At 42.8% G+C, this 17,585-nt stretch carries 22 protein-coding genes; 16 read left to right on the top strand and 6 right to left on the bottom strand.

Going from position 1 to position 17,585, the window contains the following annotated elements; genetic code table 11:
- The first annotated feature begins 15 nt into the window (after positions 1–15).
- A complete protein-coding gene (locus IRY55_RS08830; RefSeq protein ID WP_235961107.1) occupies positions 16–714 on the top strand; it encodes a response regulator transcription factor in 699 nt (232 codons plus the stop codon).
- A 1-nt stretch (position 715) separates the two neighbouring features.
- Entirely contained in the window at positions 716–2,299 is a 1,584-nt protein-coding gene (locus tag IRY55_RS08825; protein ID WP_194562947.1) for a sensor histidine kinase, read from the top strand.
- 43 nt (positions 2,300–2,342) lie between these two features.
- Here IRY55_RS08825 and IRY55_RS08820 read toward each other — a convergent pair whose 3' ends face one another.
- Positions 2,343–2,528: an SE1832 family protein gene (locus tag IRY55_RS08820; protein WP_194562946.1), complete on the bottom strand. Its 186-nt coding sequence runs from the start codon at positions 2,526–2,528 to the stop codon at positions 2,343–2,345.
- A 121-nt stretch (positions 2,529–2,649) separates the two neighbouring features.
- On the opposite strand from IRY55_RS08820, the gene IRY55_RS08815 reads away from it, so the two are divergent.
- The 5 genes from IRY55_RS08815 (at position 2,650) to IRY55_RS08795 (ending at position 8,622) form a co-directional block, all read left to right on the top strand.
- On the top strand, positions 2,650–4,587 hold the full coding sequence (locus IRY55_RS08815) for a cation:proton antiporter (RefSeq protein ID WP_194562945.1): 1,938 nt from the start codon (positions 2,650–2,652) through the stop codon (positions 4,585–4,587).
- 101 nt (positions 4,588–4,688) lie between these two features.
- The gene (locus IRY55_RS08810; protein WP_194562944.1) at positions 4,689–6,851 is read left to right on the top strand and encodes a DNA topoisomerase III; all 2,163 of its coding nucleotides are present in this window, start codon (positions 4,689–4,691) and stop codon (positions 6,849–6,851) included.
- 19 nt (positions 6,852–6,870) lie between these two features.
- A complete protein-coding gene (locus tag IRY55_RS08805; protein WP_194562943.1) occupies positions 6,871–7,407 on the top strand; it encodes a hypothetical protein in 537 nt (178 codons plus the stop codon).
- A 79-nt stretch (positions 7,408–7,486) separates the two neighbouring features.
- Positions 7,487–7,987 (top strand): Cys-tRNA(Pro) deacylase, encoded by a 501-nt coding sequence (ybaK, locus tag IRY55_RS08800; protein ID WP_194562942.1) that lies wholly within the window; start codon positions 7,487–7,489, stop codon positions 7,985–7,987.
- Positions 7,987–8,622: a YczE/YyaS/YitT family protein gene (locus IRY55_RS08795; RefSeq protein ID WP_194562941.1), complete on the top strand. Its 636-nt coding sequence runs from the start codon at positions 7,987–7,989 to the stop codon at positions 8,620–8,622. Before ybaK ends, IRY55_RS08795 begins: the two co-directional genes overlap by 1 nt.
- Positions 8,623–8,656: 34 nt before the next feature.
- Here IRY55_RS08795 and IRY55_RS08790 read toward each other — a convergent pair whose 3' ends face one another.
- Genes IRY55_RS08790 through IRY55_RS08780 form a run of 3 tightly spaced genes read right to left on the bottom strand, consistent with a single transcriptional unit; the run spans position 8,657 to position 10,381 of the window.
- Positions 8,657–9,292 carry a hypothetical protein gene (locus tag IRY55_RS08790; RefSeq protein WP_194562940.1) on the bottom strand — a complete coding sequence of 212 codons (636 nt, stop codon included), beginning with the start codon at positions 9,290–9,292 and terminating at the stop codon, positions 8,657–8,659.
- Positions 9,293–9,328: 36 nt separating this feature from the next.
- Positions 9,329–10,015 carry a bacillithiol biosynthesis deacetylase BshB2 gene (bshB2, locus tag IRY55_RS08785; protein WP_194562939.1) on the bottom strand — a complete coding sequence of 229 codons (687 nt, stop codon included), beginning with the start codon at positions 10,013–10,015 and terminating at the stop codon, positions 9,329–9,331.
- Between the two features lie 15 nt (positions 10,016–10,030).
- Positions 10,031–10,381: a YojF family protein gene (locus tag IRY55_RS08780; RefSeq protein WP_194562938.1), complete on the bottom strand. Its 351-nt coding sequence runs from the start codon at positions 10,379–10,381 to the stop codon at positions 10,031–10,033.
- A 123-nt stretch (positions 10,382–10,504) separates the two neighbouring features.
- Between IRY55_RS08780 and IRY55_RS08775 the strand changes: the two genes are divergently transcribed.
- From IRY55_RS08775 to IRY55_RS08755, 5 genes are all read left to right on the top strand, one after another.
- Positions 10,505–11,125 carry a DUF4230 domain-containing protein gene (locus IRY55_RS08775; RefSeq protein WP_194562937.1) on the top strand — a complete coding sequence of 207 codons (621 nt, stop codon included), beginning with the start codon at positions 10,505–10,507 and terminating at the stop codon, positions 11,123–11,125.
- A gap of 5 nt (positions 11,126–11,130) precedes the next feature.
- Entirely contained in the window at positions 11,131–11,823 is a 693-nt protein-coding gene (locus IRY55_RS08770; RefSeq protein ID WP_328799645.1) for a uracil-DNA glycosylase, read from the top strand.
- Entirely contained in the window at positions 11,808–11,993 is a 186-nt protein-coding gene (locus IRY55_RS08765; protein ID WP_194562936.1) for a uracil-DNA glycosylase, read from the top strand. Before IRY55_RS08770 ends, IRY55_RS08765 begins: the two co-directional genes overlap by 16 nt.
- Positions 11,990–12,274, top strand: a complete 285-nt coding sequence (locus tag IRY55_RS08760; protein ID WP_194562935.1) for a YwdI family protein — start codon at positions 11,990–11,992, stop codon at positions 12,272–12,274. The genes IRY55_RS08765 and IRY55_RS08760 overlap by 4 nt, the downstream gene beginning before the upstream one ends.
- 90 nt (positions 12,275–12,364) lie before the next feature.
- A complete protein-coding gene (locus tag IRY55_RS08755; protein WP_194562934.1) occupies positions 12,365–12,745 on the top strand; it encodes a DUF423 domain-containing protein in 381 nt (126 codons plus the stop codon).
- A 145-nt stretch (positions 12,746–12,890) separates the two neighbouring features.
- Here IRY55_RS08755 and hemQ read toward each other — a convergent pair whose 3' ends face one another.
- On the bottom strand, positions 12,891–13,673 hold the full coding sequence (hemQ, locus tag IRY55_RS08750) for a hydrogen peroxide-dependent heme synthase (protein WP_194563084.1): 783 nt from the start codon (positions 13,671–13,673) through the stop codon (positions 12,891–12,893).
- A gap of 220 nt (positions 13,674–13,893) precedes the next feature.
- On the opposite strand from hemQ, the gene IRY55_RS08745 reads away from it, so the two are divergent.
- Genes IRY55_RS08745 through IRY55_RS08735 form a run of 3 tightly spaced genes read left to right on the top strand, consistent with a single transcriptional unit; the run spans position 13,894 to position 16,603 of the window.
- On the top strand, positions 13,894–14,724 hold the full coding sequence (locus IRY55_RS08745) for a lipoate--protein ligase family protein (RefSeq protein ID WP_408015164.1): 831 nt from the start codon (positions 13,894–13,896) through the stop codon (positions 14,722–14,724).
- A 59-nt stretch (positions 14,725–14,783) separates the two neighbouring features.
- The gene (locus tag IRY55_RS08740; protein WP_194562932.1) at positions 14,784–16,088 is read left to right on the top strand and encodes an HD domain-containing protein; all 1,305 of its coding nucleotides are present in this window, start codon (positions 14,784–14,786) and stop codon (positions 16,086–16,088) included.
- A gap of 11 nt (positions 16,089–16,099) precedes the next feature.
- Complete coding sequence (locus IRY55_RS08735; RefSeq protein WP_194562931.1) at positions 16,100–16,603, top strand: YwgA family protein; 504 nt, start codon at positions 16,100–16,102, stop codon at positions 16,601–16,603.
- A 26-nt stretch (positions 16,604–16,629) separates the two neighbouring features.
- On the opposite strand, the gene IRY55_RS08730 is transcribed toward IRY55_RS08735, so the two are convergent.
- On the bottom strand, positions 16,630–16,815 hold the full coding sequence (locus IRY55_RS08730) for a 2-hydroxymuconate tautomerase (protein ID WP_194562930.1): 186 nt from the start codon (positions 16,813–16,815) through the stop codon (positions 16,630–16,632).
- A 69-nt stretch (positions 16,816–16,884) separates the two neighbouring features.
- Between IRY55_RS08730 and IRY55_RS08725 the strand changes: the two genes are divergently transcribed.
- On the top strand, positions 16,885–17,385 hold the full coding sequence (locus tag IRY55_RS08725; RefSeq protein ID WP_194562929.1) for a YwhD family protein: 501 nt from the start codon (positions 16,885–16,887) through the stop codon (positions 17,383–17,385).
- Positions 17,386–17,585 lie beyond the last annotated feature (200 nt).

Here is a 17,585-nt window from a genome sequence, read left to right as displayed (position 1 = left end):
AAGGAGGAACAATCATTGAATTCACTATATGCAAAACGTATTCTAGTCGTAGATGATGAAGTGGCGATCGCCCAAATGATTCGCATTATTTTAGAAAAGGAAGGATGGACGAATATTACAGTTGTCCATACGTATCAAGAAGCGAAAGACGCGATTCAACGCAGTGCATTTGATTTATATTTATTAGATATTATGTTGCCGGACGGTTCTGGGCTCGATTTAGCCACCGTCGCACGTGAGAAAGGCAATGCACCAATTTTCTTTTTAACGGCGCTTACAAGCGATGCTGACGTTCTGACAGGCTTTATGCAAGGAGCGGATGATTATATTAAGAAGCCGTTTAATCCTTTAGAATTAGCAGCGCGAGTGAATGCTCAAATGAAACGTTACGTCGGACAGCACGACGGTAATGCGCGCATTCGGTTCGGCAATTGTATACTCGACACGAAAGCGGCCTTATTACTTGTGGAAAATCAAGAAGTAGAACTGACGGGAAAACAATACCAACTCCTCGCCTTTTTCGCGACGCATCTCGATCAAGTGTTATCAAAAGAGCAATTGTATGAAGCGGTATGGCAAGAGGAGTATATCGATGATAATACGATTATGGTACATATTCGGAAATTGCGTGAAAAAATAGAGGATAATCCGAGCGATCCGCAATTGCTCGTTACGATGAGAGGAATCGGATATAAATTAAAGCGGGAGGCATAATATGAAAAAACGGTCTGTTAAAACATTGTTCGGGCGTTTCACGATTTACTTTTTAGGTTTTTATTTCATCAGTTTCTTTGCGTTCGTCATGACTTTTTTCTATATGTTTTTTCAAAGTGATCCAGCGAGTTTACATACGCGTGTAGAAGATTTGACGACGACGGATATCGAGGCGCATTATACCGACCATCAATTCGATGAAGAAGATCGGCTCATTGCCGAACGGAGCGGTGGAGTGTTACAAATGATTAATGACAAAGGACAAGTTGTCCAAACGACTCATCCGCACTATCATGCGCCGACTTCCTATACGTTCGAACAATTATTAAAACACCGTCAAAAATATTATGTTTGGGATATCGAACAAGACCATCATATGTTGTTCATTCCTTATACGGAAGCGGATGAACAAATGTATCGTTATGCAAAAACGGGCGAACGAAGCGATGGTGTATGGGAAACATATAATGAGGAAGGGCGTCGTTTAACGACGACAGACGAATCTACTGAGCCACTCCGCTTAGAAGATATTGTCTCAGGTTCTCCTTATTTTTCAGAGGAACGCGAAATCGTCTCCTTTATGCAACAAGACGACGAACTCATTGTCGTACGTCTCCCAAATACGTATTATTTACCTGTACAATTTGATCCGCTTAGCTTTTTAAAATGGATTGTATCGTTTCACCTCGTTCTCCTTTTTGTAGCGGTGCTCTTTTCGTGGTGGATTGGGACGCGTTTTGCCAGACCCCTCTATCATTTCTTAAAGTGGATGGAACGCCTAAGCATGCGCGACTACACATTGACATACCCAAAACGCTTATACAAAAATGAAAAATTGAAACGAAAATACAATTTATATGCGAGTGTCGATGAATCATTGCGCGATTTGACGAAGAAATTACAACTTGCAGAAGAAGAGCGTGCGCAACATGATCAGTTGCGAGAAGAGTGGATTACAGGGCTTTCTCATGATTTAAAAACCCCACTCAGTTCGATGTACGGCTATGCGGTCATGTTAAATTCGGACTATCATTGGTCGGAAGAAGAAGTGAGGCAATTTGCTGAAACGATTGAAAAGAAGGCATCGTATATGAACGCTTTACTCGATGATTTGAATTATACGTATGCGCTGCAACATCGCCAGGTCACTTTAGAAGAGAGACCGGTTGAATTGTTGCATTACGTGCAAGAATATAGTGAAAAACATATTCAAGCATCACGCCTCAATGTACAAGGAGAAGAAGTAAGCGTCTTACTCGATACGATCGCTTTTGAACGTGTATTAGATAATGTCGTGTCAAACGGGTTGAAATATTCAGAAGGCATCGTCCGCATACGTGTAGAGCGTAGAAATAATGAGGCGATTTTGTCGATTTGGAATGAGGCAGAGCCTTTGCCAGAACAATTGTTACAACAAATGTTTGAACGCTACTATCGAGGCACGAATACGAGTGAGACGATAGAAGGAACGGGACTGGGACTTGCGATTGCCAAACAAATCGTTCACCAACAACACGGTACGATTGTGGCACGCAATGCGAGTGGCGGGATCGAAATCGTCATCACTGTGCCAATGGAACAATAAAAAATACCGTTTTCGCCATTAGACGAAAACGGTATTTTAGTGATTAGGGTGTATTCGCAAGCATCAATCGTAATTCGCGTAAACGTTCTTCCATGCGAGCGAGACGCTCTTCCGATTGTTCGACTTGTTTCGCATGACCTGTCACTTCTAATTTTTCGATATCATGTTGTAAGTTCATATAGTCGTACTTCACTTCTTCCATCTCACGTTCAATTTGTTTGCGGTCCATTTACAAAACTCCTCACATGTATTAATACTTTTAGTGTACCGTAAGATGAAGATTGTTTCCATTTTTATCGGGTATAGTGTAGAATGGTCGATATTTCGTTAGAAGATAGGGGGATACATAGTTGTTCGATTCATTATTATTTGATCTCATGTTCGTCGTTTTACTCGGCATCATTTCGCAATGGGTCGCTTGGCGATTCAGCATGCCAGCGATTGTGGTTATGTCGATTGCAGGATTGCTCGTCGGACCCATTTTTGGCTTCATCAATCCGCAAGAAACGATGGGAGATTTATTCAGCCCTATTATATCGCTCGCTGTTGCGATCATTTTATTTGAAGGTAGTTTAAATTTAGACTTTAAAGAAATTAAAGGATTTAGTAAGCCAGTCGGTCGCATTGTGACAGTTGGTGCGTTTATCGCATGGATTGGTGGCTCACTTGCTGCGCATTACGTCGCTGGCTTGTCATGGGCAGTCGCATGGATTATCGGAGGCTTGTTCATCGTGACAGGACCGACCGTCATCTTGCCTCTTTTGCGCCAAGCGCGTCTCAAGCCGAGACCCGCTGCCATTTTAAAATGGGAAGGCATCGTTGTTGACCCATTCGGCGCATTGCTCGCAGTATTTGCTTATGAGTTCATTAAGTACATTAACGGTGAAGTGAACTTCAATACATTACTCATGTTCTTTGCCGCTTCTGGTTTTGCGGTATTCATCGGTTGCTTTGCCGGCTGGTTTATCGGTCGCAGTCTAGAGCGCGGTGGCATTCCGGAGTTTTTAAAAGCGCCTGTCCTGTTTGCTGTCGTCATTTTCACATTCGTATTATCGGATGAAATTATGCACGAAACAGGCTTGCTTGCAGTAACAGCGATGGGGATGACGATGGCCAATATGCGCATCTCAAGCCTCGATGATATTAAACATTTCAAAGAAAACATTTCTGTATTACTCATTTCAGGAATATTCGTTATGTTGACAGCATCACTTAGCCCTGACGTCTTGCTTCAAATTATGAATCCGAATATTATCGCATTCGTCGTCGTCATGTTAATCGTCGTACGTCCATTATCGATTTGGATTTCAACGATTGGGACAGAGTTAAACTATCGTGAGAAATTGCTTATCGGATGGATCGCACCGCGTGGAATTGTCGCGTTAACCGTTTCGGGATATTTTGCGACGATTTTACTCGATAACGGCTATCAAGATGCTGAAATTTTAACGGCCTTGACGTTCGCACTCGTCTTCGGTACCGTCGTCCTTCACGGATTTTCAATCAGTTGGGTCGCGAAAAAACTTAACTTGGCGACAACCGATGATTCAGGCGTCTTACTCGTCGGAGGAACGAAATTTGCAGCGGAATTTGCGGAAGCGATTCAAAAAACAGGGAATGACGTGATGATTGTGGACCGCAACTATTCGAACTTAGTAAGTGCGCGAAATAAAGGGATTAAAAGCTATACAGGAAATATTTTATTAGAACAGACAGAGTTAAACGTCGACTTAACACCGTATCAATACATGATTGCGATGACGCATTCAGACCGTTACAACGCGAATGTGTGCGCCGATTTCGGTCCGGATTTAGGCTATGATCATTTGTATCAAACGGAAACGCGTCGAGTGAATGATGAAGCGGAACGTCCGTTAAAAGCAGGACAATCTTTATTCATTCCGGCATTGCCAATTTCTGAACTAGAGCGACGCATCATTCGAGGGGACGTTATGCGACGTACACTGATTACAAAACAGTACAGTTATACGAACTATTTGCGTGATCGAGATAATCAGTCCGTTCTTCTATTTATCGAACGTGAAGACGGCTCGATTGAATTTTTCTCGGAAGATAAAGAAATCCAAGCATTCGCAGGAGACACTGTCGTCGCTCTCGCCACACCACAAAAGACGATTGAGCGTGTGAAAGAACGCCTCGATGAAGAAGGTGCAGCGAAAGAAGAAAATATGAAAGAAGTGGTTGACTACTATGTAGAACCGACTTCTTTAGAAGAGACAAAAGGTTACAAAGATTTGCCGGGAGAAGCACCTCCTACAATAAAATAAAAGTAAAACGATAAGCTGTCACAACTTGTGCATCTTATCGTTTTTTCTATTTTCAGTAGAATCATGGTAAACTAAAAGGAACGAATGGAAAGAGGGATTACATGGCAAAATCAGTAGTACTTGCAGAGAAACCGTCAGTCGCACGCGATATTGCGCGCGTCTTGAAATGTCATAAAAAAGGAAATGGCTATTTAGAAGGGGACCGTTACATCGTCACGTGGGCGCTCGGTCACCTCGTCACACATGCGACACCGGAACAATACGATAAAAAATATCAAAAATGGACGTTGGAAGATTTACCGATCATTCCGAATTCGTTTAAACTCGTCCCGATTCGTCAAACGACGAAGCAATACAATGCAGTGAAGGCACAGTTGAATCGTAAAGATGTAAATGAAGTGATCATCGCAACGGATGCGGGACGTGAAGGAGAGCTAGTAGCGCGTTGGATTTTGGAACGCGCGAACATTCGCAAACCGATTAAACGTCTTTGGATTTCTTCCGTTACCGATAAAGCGATTCAAGATGGTTTCCGTCAATTGAAAGACGGACGTGCGTACGACAATTTGTACGCAGCAGCGGTCGCTCGTGCGGAAGCGGACTGGATTGTCGGCATTAATGCGACGCGTGCACTTACCGTCAAGCATAATGCGCAACTGTCAACGGGGCGTGTTCAAACGCCGACGCTCGCAATGATTCGCGCGAGAGAAGAAGAAATTCAAAACTTTAAACCGAAGACGTATTACGGTTTAGAAGTACAGACGGATGACGCACTTTTCGTTTGGCAAGATGCGAAAGGCAATACGCGCACATTCGATGAATCAAAAATGAAAAAGATGTTCGCTCAACTCGAAAATGAAAAAGATGCAGAAGTCGTTCACGTCGAAACGAAACCGAAAAAAACATATGCGAAACCTCTATTCGACTTAACAGAACTCCAAAAAGAAGCGTTTCACCGTTGGAAATGGAGTGCGAAAGAAACGTTAAACACGCTCCAAAACTTGTACGAGCGTCATAAAATTGTAACGTATCCACGAACGGACTCGAAACATTTAACGAGCGATATGCAGTCGACATTGCTCGACCGCATCCGTGCAGTCAACCGCGGAACGTACCGTGACATTGCACAACAAATTGCACGTACGAAACCGCTCGTCATTCAAAAAGGGGTCGTTAACGACAAGCTCGTCACCGACCACCATGCGATTATCCCGACGGAAGAGCCACCGAATTATATGAGTTTATCCGGCAGCGAGAAACAGCTATACGATTTAATTACCGCACGCTTCCTCGCAACATTTTTAGGACCTGCGGAATTCGAACAAATGACCGTGACCATTCGAGTAGGGGACGAGACATTTAAAGCGCGTGGTGAAAAAATGACGAAGCTCGGTCATCGTGCAGTAACGGAGTCGACGTTGACAGAGTCGACATTACTACCTAGCTTCTCAAAGGGGCAGAAACTCCCGATTCGCTCTTTACATCGCACATCAGGCGAAACGAAACCACCAGCACGTTTTAACGAAGGAACATTGCTCGCGGCGATGGAAAATCCATCTGCCTTCATGCAAGGTGAGTCGAAGCAAGCGGTACAAACATTGCAAGAAACAGGAGGCATCGGGACAGTTGCGACACGCGCTGAAATTATCGAGCGTCTCTTCCAAATGTTTGTTATTGAGAAAAAAGGGAATGAGCTGTACACTACGTCAAAAGGCCGCCAATTATTGAATTTAGTTCCAGAGGAGCTTAAATCTCCAGCATTAACTGCTGAATGGGAGACGAATTTAACAAAAATCGCTCATGGTAAAATGAAGAAAGAAGCATTTATCCAAGAAATGATTGACTTCTCTAAAAAAACTGTAAATAATATAAAGAATGACACAACGAAGTTTAAGCATGATAACGTATCGGGGAAAACATGTCCCGATTGCGGAAAATTTTTATTGCGCGTGAATGGCAAGCGTGGCGTCATGCTCGTCTGTCAAGATCGCGAATGTGGACATCGTCAAAATGTTTCTCAACAGACGAATGCGCGCTGTCCAAACTGCCGTAAAAAATTACAATTACGCGGTGAAGGGGAAGGTCGTATTTTCGTTTGTTCATGTGGACATCGCGAAAAGCTATCATCTTTCGAAAAGCGCCGTAAAAAATCAACAAACGCAAAAGCGGATAAACGAACGGTACAAAAATATATGAAACAGCAAGATGATGAACCAGTGAACACAGCATTAGCCGATGCTTTAAAACAATTATTCGATAAATAAGCGAAAGGAGTGAAGTGAAATGAATGCGATTTTATCAGCAGTTGCGCAAGATAAATTAAGCCGTTACGATACCGTACGTCGAAAAAATGCCGAACAAGCGTATACGACGCAAGCCGAGATGAAAGATTCAAAAGAAGCGCTCGTTAAAAGGTTAGAAGCTTTATTACTCGGCACATTGACCGAAGAAGAAGCATTGGAGACGGTGAAAGATCAACAAAAGCTTCAAGCGGGTCAAGTGAAGCAAGTCCCTCTTCCGCTCGGACAAACATTAGAAGAGACGATTCGGACGTGGAAAGATGTCCGCGCGGAAGCAGAACATGATTTTAATAGTCCTGTTGACATTGCTTTACACGGTCAAGCATCGAGTGCGATTCGCCATGCAGAATCGATCATCGCACTTCATAACCTAGCGCGAAATCTCGCAAAACAACCGTGGATTGCCCAACATATTCCGCCAGAGATTGCGTCTTATGAATCCGTTGCGACACAAACGTATACGACGCAACAAAATTTATTATCTTTACCTTATGTGCCGAACGTTAATTACGCCGCATAACAGAAGCCGTCTTTTCGAAATCGAAGAGGCGGTTTTTTTCATGCGTTTCATGTAAAATAAAACAAAAGGAGCGAGGTTTATGGCGAAGAAAAAAATACAAAAGACGAATGCAGTTCGTCTACTCGAGCAGAAAAAAATTCCATTTGAGTTGAAAGAATACGAAGTGGATGATGGACAATTAGACGGTACTTCCGTCGCCCAAAAGACAGGAGAAGCATTTGAACACGTATATAAAACGCTCGTTGCGATGCATGAACGAGAGCGCTTCGTCTTTTTAATTCCCGTCGACCAAACACTTGATTTAAAAAAAGCCGCGCAAGCCGTCGGAGTGAAAAAAATCGAAATGCTCCCTTTAAGTGAATTAACGAAAGAGACAGGATACGTACGTGGCGGTTGCTCGGCTGTCGGAATGAAAAAATTATTTCCAACGTATATTGAAGAGCGAGCAAAGCAGCAAGAAACGATTGTGGTCAGCGCAGGGAAAGTCGGTTTACAAATGATTATCTCACCCTATGATTTAGCTACTGTAACCGACGCGACATTTGTTTCACTCATCGCAGAACAGGAGTCGAACGCTTGATGAATCGCACAGTATTTTGGAGATGGGCCTTTTATTTAGGTGGCATGATTATTTTATCGTTCGGCATCGGCATGACGATTCGAGGGGAGCGTTTCGGTATTGGACCGTGGGATGTATTTCATTACGGTTTGACCGAAACAATCGGTTTAACGATCGGGATGTGGAGTATTATTACAGGATTTTTAATCATTGTGCTAACAGCATTGTTCACAAAAAAACTTCCGAAAATCGGCACATGGATCAATATGGTTGTGATTGGAACGTTTATCGATATTAGTTTAGCTGTCTTACCGGAAACGCCGACATTCGCTTCAAGTTTGACGAGTTTTGTTTTAGGTGTCATCGTCATGGGAATCGGTGTCGGCATATACATCGCTCCGAACTTAGGGGCAGGGCCTCGCGATAGTTTAATGTTATTGTTTATGGATAAGTTAAATATGAGCATTAATACAGCACGTACGCTCATGGAAGTGCTCGTCGCAATCGGCGGTTGGTTCCTCGGAGGACCTGTCGGCATCGGAACGGTACTCATCGCATTCGGACTCGGTTCTTTCGTTCAACTGGCAATGCCGTACAGCACGAAAGTATTAAAACATCTTATCCGAGAACGCGATCATTATCTTTTAAATGAATGATAAAAAAGCTGACCTTTTCAAAAGGCCAGCTTTTTTAAGCGTTCAAGCGTTGGAAAGAATGGTATAGCGTATACTTTTGCATGCCGTGGGTTACATTCATCAATTGTTGAAACTGTTGTTCCGCTGTCGCTTCATCTCCTTCATAATGAGCGATGAGCGATGCCGCTGAAAAGCGCGTCCACGGGGACGTTAATTTCGCTTCGTATTGACGCGCTTCTGCAAACTCTCCACGCATCGCGTGCGCAATGAGTAAAAAATAAACGCGATATTCAGAAGGGGATAAGCTTTCGGCATGCGCTTGTAAAGCGTCCGCATCTTTTTTGAAAATCGCTAAATTTCCTTTGTACACCATTTGCATTTCAGGTTGCGGGAAACGTTCCAGCATCGTATGAAGCGCGCTAATTACATCCTCGTCTGTTCCATGTGCTAATTGATACGAATAATTGAAAATCGGTCGCTTCGCATTATTTTTCATATAACGGTCGACGAGTTTTAAATTATCCGTTTTGTAAATGATGTAAAATGGCCAACTGACAGAAATGATCATAAACACTAAAAAAATAGCGCCAATTGTCACATATGTTGGTAAACCGAGTGATTCAAATGTGAACGCAAGTACAATTCCGAGTCCTACTAATAATAAAATACGCATAAAAGGTAAGCTTCTCACAAAACGTCATCTCCTTATGCGTATTAGTATAGCAAATTATTCGACCGTATCGTTAGACCAATCGTATGTGTAGAAATATTCATTTTCAAAATAAGCGGTCGCATCCGGCATTCCTTTTTCGATACCATCCTTCAAATTACCGAGAACGAGTGCTGTTTGAGAAGCGTGAGCTTCAAGTGCCGCTTGTTTATATTTCGCCATTTCAGGTAAATGATGATGAATATCAGGCTCTCCAATATGTTCGACCGTGTCGTTTGCGAATGCGATTAAATGAAGTGTTGGACGTTCGTCTTCTGGAAGCGCTCGGACTGCCCGAATGACCGCACGTGCGGAAGCTTCGTGATCCGGATGAACAGAAAAGCCTGGATAAAAGGAATAAATAACAGACGGTTGTAATTCATCGATATACGCTGCTACTTTTTGCGTCATCTCTTCATCGTCTTCAAATTCTAATGTTTTATCGCGCAAACCACCGAGTCGCACATCTTCAACATTCATCGCGCGACAAGCATTCATCAATTCTTCTTTTCGAATGCCCGGTAATGTTTCACGATTGGCGAATGGAGGATTGCCAAAATTTCGTCCCATCTCTCCAAGCGTCCAACAGACGTACGTGACAGGGACTCCGAGTTCTCGGTATTTCGATAATGTTAAACTACAGGCGAATGATTCATCATCAGGATGAGGCAAAATGACGAGTACGTGGCGTTCTTTTTCTAACATAGTAATCCTCCTTTATTATTTGGCGAAAGGTGTTTCGCTAATTTGTAAACTGACCGCGAGCTTCCCTTCGCCGTCTAGGCCTGCCATGAGAAGGCGGTTTTCTTCATCGACGATATAGTGTGTAATCCCTTGCGCATAAACCCAACCGCCTTCTAATTTTAAACCGACGCGATGGGGATAGTCAGGGGTAACTTTCCCGAGTGAGTAGTTGAGTTGCACGTTGCGGATGAACGCACCGCTATTAAAAAAACCTTCTTGAAAATGCGCCGCATACGCGCCATTTGTCGTTTCTAAATGGATGTAGACGGGGCGATTCGCAAGCTTGTTTAATTCTTGTTGTAATTGATAGACTTGTACAATTTGCATCATGATTCCTCCCTTATAGGTATATTATAAAGAAGCCTATTTTAAATTGCGACGAACTCGTGTTTGAAGTTGTAAAAAGAAAGAAATTTTCTTATGCTTAAACGGAGAAAAGGAGTGAAGCGAATGAATTCATCAAAAAAGCGTCCCATTATTTGGGCGGTTGTATTTGGTATGTTTCTCATTACAGGGATTATTGTATACGCTGTGTATACGTTATTTTTAGGCTCATCGATGCAAGAACGGAAGTCACAAGTGCTTGAACAAATTCGAGATGTTTCTGAACTTGCGACAGCAGAAGCCATTACAAAAGTAATTATTGAGCGAGAAGATAATAAAGTATTCGGTCAATCGATTGGAATTAACTTGCCGGGAACGAAGAGACAGCTGCTCGTCGTCATTCCAGGTTCAGTAAAAGCTGGAATTGACTTATCCCAAGTGAAAGAAGAAGATTTCATGATCGATGAAGAAAATAAAACCGTTCGATTTCGCATTCCGCATGCGGATTTTTTAGGAGGCGTGAACCTTGATTTTGAACGGGTTGACATTTATTCTTCAGAAGGACTATTTCGCTCGGAAGCAACGATTGATGAAGCCTATGAACTGGCGGAAGAAGCGACAAAGCTTGTCAAAAAAGAAGCAGAACAACAGCACGTTCTTGAAAAAGCGGAACAAAATGCAGAACGTCTTATCCGTGAGTTGTTTCAATTTGAAGGGTATACTGTAATTATTGAATTTAAGGAGTGACGAAGGTGAAACAATTAATCGGCAATGATTGGGATGGAAAACTGCAACATATTTTCATGTCTACCGCTTACGCTGAGCTACGCGAGTTTTTGAAAGAAGAATATAAGAATGCGACGATTTTTCCAGAAATGCACGATATTTGGACGGCGCTCCAATGCACCCCATTTTCAGAAACGAAAGTCGTCATACTCGGACAAGATCCGTATTATCGTCCGAATCAAGCGCACGGAATGAGTTTCTCCGTAAAGCCAGGCGTCGCATTACCGCCGAGTTTGCGCAATATGTTTAAGGAACTGGCGACAGATCTCCAAGTCGAGCTACCGACAGAAGGGACATTGACTGGTTGGGCGACGCAAGGAGTACTTTTATTGAATGCTGTGCTCACGGTGCGGGAAGGTGAACCAAACTCGCATAAAGGAAAAGGTTGGGAAGTTGTTACGGATGAAGTGATTCGTCAACTGAATGACAAAGAAGAACGCGTCGTCTTTATTTTATGGGGCAATGAAGCGAAAAAGAAAAAAGCGCTTATCAATCAATCAAAACATGTCATCATTGAAGGTGTACATCCGAGTCCTTTAAGCGCACATCGTGGATTTTTCGGCAGTCGTCCGTACAGTCGCACAAACGAAGCATTACAAGAAGCGGGGCTCACACCGATCGATTGGAAGAAGGTGAGCATCGGATGGCCCATTCCGTAAAGCCGAACTGTTTTCGCTGTCAGTATTTCCGCGTGACGTGGGAACGTCAAAATCCGAGAGCTTGTGAAGCGTACGGTTTTAAGACGCGTGAAGTCCCGTCAGCGGTCGTTTTACGTTCGTCAGGCTTACCTTGTATGAAATACGCACCGAAAGAAGGAAATCGATTATGAATTATGAAGCGATTTTAAACGAAATTGAACAACAACTAAAAAGTGCTCGTACGACATCCGAAATAGCGGATATTCGTGCACACCTTACAGCAATTCAAGCATTGTGTAACGCAGCACTAGGAGGGAGTAGTCGCAAAGCAAGTTCAGCAATTTTAACAACGCAGCCCTTCACTCCTACATTTGTCACGTCGGAAGCGAATTCACTTCCTGTCACAGCAGCTGCGCAATCGGTCCGTTTGGAAGAAGAAGATGCGAATGGTGAGTCTTTATTCGATTTTTAGTTTGTCTTTGTTCATGTGAAATTCACAAAGCTTTCGCGCGAAAGTGATATACTAGAAACTAGTAAACAATTGAAAAAGGAGTCGAAACACATGCCATTTTATTTAATCGCAGGTGCGATCAATGCCGTCATCGGAGTCGCACTCGGTGCCTTCGGAGCGCACGGCTTAGAAGGAAAAGTTGAAGATAAATATTTAAAAGTGTGGGAAACAGGAGTTCAGTACCATATGTACCACGCGCTTGCATTACTCGTTGTAGGTATTTTAATGAGTTCATCCTTTTTCGGCGAAACACCGATGCTCAAATGGGCAGGGAACTTATTCATTCTCGGCATTATTTGTTTCTCAGGTAGTTTATATGTGACGACAATTGCAGGAGGCGGCCTCGGAAAGTTCGGTCTCATTACACCGCTCGGCGGCGTGCTCTTTATGATTGGATGGATTTTGTTCATCGTCGCGATCGTGAAGCGATAATTTCGTCCTGTTACGCTCTTCTTCAGAATGAAGAAGGGCGTTTTTTTTGTTCATCTTCTGTTCATCTAATCTTTTTACACTAAAGAAGAACAAGTCCAAAAAAAGCACCGATCCTAGTTGAAGTAGAATCGGTGCTTTGTATGACTTATAGTGCGAAAAATTGTGCGCGAGCGTCGCCGTCAAGTAAATGACCGACGAAGAATGAACCGAACACGCCGTAACGTGCACTCACTTCATCAAAGCGCATTTCGTAAATTAATTTTTTGAATTGGAGAACGTCGTCTGCGAAAAGTGTAACGCCCCACTCATAGTCGTCTAAACCGACTGAACCTGAGATGATTTGTTTGACTTTTCCAGCGTAGCTACGTCCGATTAAACCGTGGCTGTACATGAGTTTGCGACGTGTTTCCATATCGAGCATGTACCAGTTATCATTGCCTTCACGCTTTTTATCCATCGGATAGAAGCAAATGTAAGGGCGACGTGGAAGTTCAGGGTAAAGACGTCCACGAACGTATGGGTTTTCGTATGGGTCTTCGTCAGATTCACCTGCTAAGTAGTTTGAAAGTTCAACGACTGAGAAGTAGGAGTATTCTTTCACTAAGAAGTCTGCAATCGCAAGCTTATTGAACTTCGCTTCAAGTACTTGAAGTTCATCTAATGTAGGACGAAGCATCATTAACATGAAGTCTGCTTTCTGTCCGATTACTGTGTAGAAAGCGTGGCTTCCTGTTTTTTCGTCGTCTGCTTTTTGGAGTTCGTCTAAAAACGCAACGAATTCTTGAACGATTGTGTTACGTTCTTCTTGTGCAAGCATTCTCCAGCTCGCCCAATCTACAGAACGCAAATCATGTAATACGTACCAACCATCTAAAGTTTGAGCTGCTTCGTTCGCCAATTGTGCGGACTTTGCGAGCTCTTTTTTCATTTCTTCATTCACTTTAGTCAACTCTCCTTTTAAAAATAGTTTCATGCCAAGTGTAGCACATCTTTACTAAAAGTTATGCTTTCAAGCCCCCCTGTCATCAATTTGCCATGAACGAATCGACTTCTTCCTGAGCTTTTTACAACTGTCTCTTTTGTCTATGGAAAAAAGCTGATATGCTAAAAGAAGAATTTGAACGATAGGGAGAAGCACAATGGATCAAATTGAACGTATGTTATATCGAAAGACGTGGCGTTATATGGATGAATCGCTCATCTCGCGCTCACGTTCAGCATTAGAATCGTTTGCGACAGATGATACACTTTGTCACATCGTCGGCCAGCAAATGAGTGAGGCGATCGTTCGCACGTGGGTGCACGATCAGACGATTGTACTCGGCATTCAAGATTATCGCTTACCATATGTAGAAGAGATGATGGATTATTGTCGCACGAGAGGGTATACCCCAATCGTACGCAATTCAGGTGGTTTAATGGTGGCATTAGATGACGGGGTATTAAATATTACGCTCGTCTTTCCAGAAGATGTCGGAGCGATTGACATTAACGATGGATATGAAGCGATGTTACTATTCGTTCAACTGCTCTTCCCAGAAGCGGAAGGACGGATTGAGGCTTACGAAATCATCGGTTCGTACTGTCCAGGAAGTTATGATTTAAGCATCGATGGCAAAAAATTCGCAGGCATTTCCCAGCGGCGCGTCCGCAACGGCATCGCAGTACAAATTTATTTAAGCATCGAAGGAAGCGGAAGCGAACGTGCCGAATTCGTCCGTGAATTGTATGACATCGGGTTACAAGGAGAAGAGACGAAATTCATTTATCCTGATATTAAGCCAGAAGTGATGGCATCATTAAATGAATTATTAGATGAACAATTTACAGTAGCGGACATCGTACACCGTACGGAGCGACTCATTCATTTACTTGCAGATCAAGTTGAACATCATCCATTCACAGATGAAGAACTGACATGGTATGATTATTATTTAAGACGGATTTTTAAAAGAAATGATAAATTATTCGCTAAATGAACGGAGCTCAGCGTAAGTGTTGGGCTTTTTACTATCATAGGCATTGCAGGAGGTGTGCGATGATTCCATATCGTGAACAAAAACTAACAGAAGAGAAAGTGTTTAAAGATCCGATTCACCATTATATCCATGTGCGCGACCGTGTCATTTGGGATGTCATCGGAACGAAAGAATTTCAACGTTTGCGTCGCATTCGTCAACTCGGCACGACATATCTCGTCTTCCACGGGGCGGAACATAGCCGTTTTCAACATTCACTCGGCGTGTACGAAATCGTACGTCGCATCGTCGACGATGTATTTACAGGACGAACTGAATGGCGAGAAGAAGAACGCCTCGTCACACTTTGTGCTGCCTTGCTTCACGATTTGGGCCACGGACCGTTTTCACATGCATTTGAAAATGTGTTTGAGCTCGATCATGAACAGTATACGCAAGCGATTTTACTAGGAAATACAGAAGTGAATGAAGTATTGTCACGGGTCGCCCCCGATTTTCCGGAACGAGTAGCGAATGTCATTGAAAAGACGTATCGTGATAAGTTGGTCGTCAGTTTAATTTCGAGTCAAATCGATGCAGACCGCATGGATTATTTGCAGCGCGATTCGTATTATACGGGAGTGAGTTACGGTCATTTCGATATGGAGCGTATTTTGCGTGTCATGCGTCCGACGGAAGAACAAGCCGTTATTAAATATAGCGGCATGCATGCGGTAGAAGATTACATTATGAGTCGCTATCAAATGTATTGGCAAGTGTATTTCCATCCGGTATCGCGCAGTGCGGAAGTCATTTTAATTAAAATTTTGCATCGCGCGCGACAGTTGTATCAAGAAGGGTACATATTTGAGACGAATCCGACACTATTCATTCCATTTTTCAAAGAGCGTGTGACGGTGGAAGATTATGTCGCATTGGATGAGAGTGTTTTATTATCTTCTTTCCAACTTTGGCAACGGGAAAAAGACGCGATTTTATCAGATTTATGTACGCGATTTATTAATCGACGTTTGTTTCAATATGCGGAATTTGACCCAGCGACAGAGTACCAAAAATTTGGTAAGCTTCAAAAGCTATTTGAACGTGCAGGACTCGATCCGACATACTATTTAGTAACGGATTCATCTTCCGATTTGCCTTATGATTTTTATCGGACAGGGGAAGAGAATGAGCGAATTCCGATTCATTTACAAATGCCAGATGGCACACTGCAAGAATTGTCCCGAAAGTCCGAGATTGTCGAAGCCATTTCGGGGAAAAGACGAACAGACCATAAAATATATTATCCAGAAGATGTGTTAAGGCGTGGAGCGGAGACGAATCCGCACTATGCGGCGATATTGCAATTGATTGGTGAGAAATAGGAGTGGTGAACGTGTTACAAGATCATGCGAAGCTCGTCCAATTCATTCGCAAAGCGACAGAAGTGCGCGGACGAAAAAAATTACAAAAGATGATTTATATTGCGAAGCGTTGTGGAGTCCCTTTTAATGAAAAATATCATTTGCACATGTACGGTCCCTATTCAGAAGAATTGACATGTCGCATTGAGGAATTGTGTGAACTCGGATTTCTAGAAGAGGCGTTAGAAGATAAAGGTTCATACGTCGTCTATCGTTATGAAGCGACGACATCTGGTCTTGAATTTGCGGAAGCATTTACCGATGAGCAGTTTATTCCTGAAGCGCTCATCGAAAGTATGCAGTCGAAAAGCTCACGTTTTTTAGAGCTCGTGTCGACATTATATTATTTCGACGAATTGTCGAAAGAAGCGCAAATTGAAAAGGTGAAAATTGTCAAAAATAAATTGAATTACACGGATGAAGAGTTTGAAGAAGCATTCACTTATATGGGAGAACTCGCAAATATCATTCAATAAAAAAAGAAGGGAGATCCCTTCTTTTTTTATTGGTCGCTAATGCGTTTGCCAACTTTTGCGAAGTTTTCTTTTTTCATTTCTTCGATGACGACCCAAATTCCTTCAGCAGGCGCGCCTACTGATTCTGACACGGCTTGTGTCACTTTGTCACAAAGTTCGCGCTTCTGTTCTTCTGTGCGTCCTTCTAACATTTGTACAGTTACAATCGGCATTTGATTTCCCTCTTTTCATGAATATTCGGTATAGTATATAGTATAGCAGAATTGAAGGAGGTAAAAATGATGTCGAATAAAAAAATGTCTTTCACGATTATAAAGGACGATCCGACAGACGGTCATAAAGGGTTCGGAATCGGTTCAATTTCTCTCGAGAATGTCACACCGTTGTTTATCGATGTTCAAGAAGAAGAAGCATATATTGAAGTAGGGGCGATGCATGCGCGTGGTCCGACAGAACGAGGTATTAAATTTACGAACAATCGAGCGGATTCAGAAGGTGGCAAACCGTACTGGCTCGTTTGGGTGACGATTGATTTTAAAGAAGATGGGCCGTACTATGCAGGAATGACAGCATGTGAGCTCGTCGTCAACCGTGAAAAGCGCCGTGGCTATAAAATTTTAGCTGATCACGTGAATAACTTAGACCGTTCGATGAAGCGACGCATTATCGTCGACCAAATGGATGATGCATCAAAGCGCGTATTGGCGAAGTTTTTAGAAAGTCATAACGCAGAAATGTGGGAGCGTAGCGAAGCGGAGTTACACGAACAATTACGAGTATAATATGAACAAAGCGTGACATTTTGTCGATAGTTTTTCAGAAGTGGTTGAATGTCAGTCCGAAAGGAAGTAAACTAATAAATACAGCTTATATTGTAAGCTAGGACATTGAACGAATATGTTTAAGAAACCAAGCATCTTACTCATGTACGTTCGAACAGAAGGCTTTCCATTTCTCATTATGAGAAAGGAGAGCTTTTTTC

This window comes from Savagea serpentis (assembly GCF_015351395.1).
In the GTDB taxonomy this organism is placed as follows: Bacteria; Bacillota; Bacilli; order Bacillales_A; family Planococcaceae; genus Savagea; species Savagea serpentis.
Note: the sequence above shows the minus strand (reverse complement) of the source record. Positions and strands in the feature narration are given on the sequence as shown.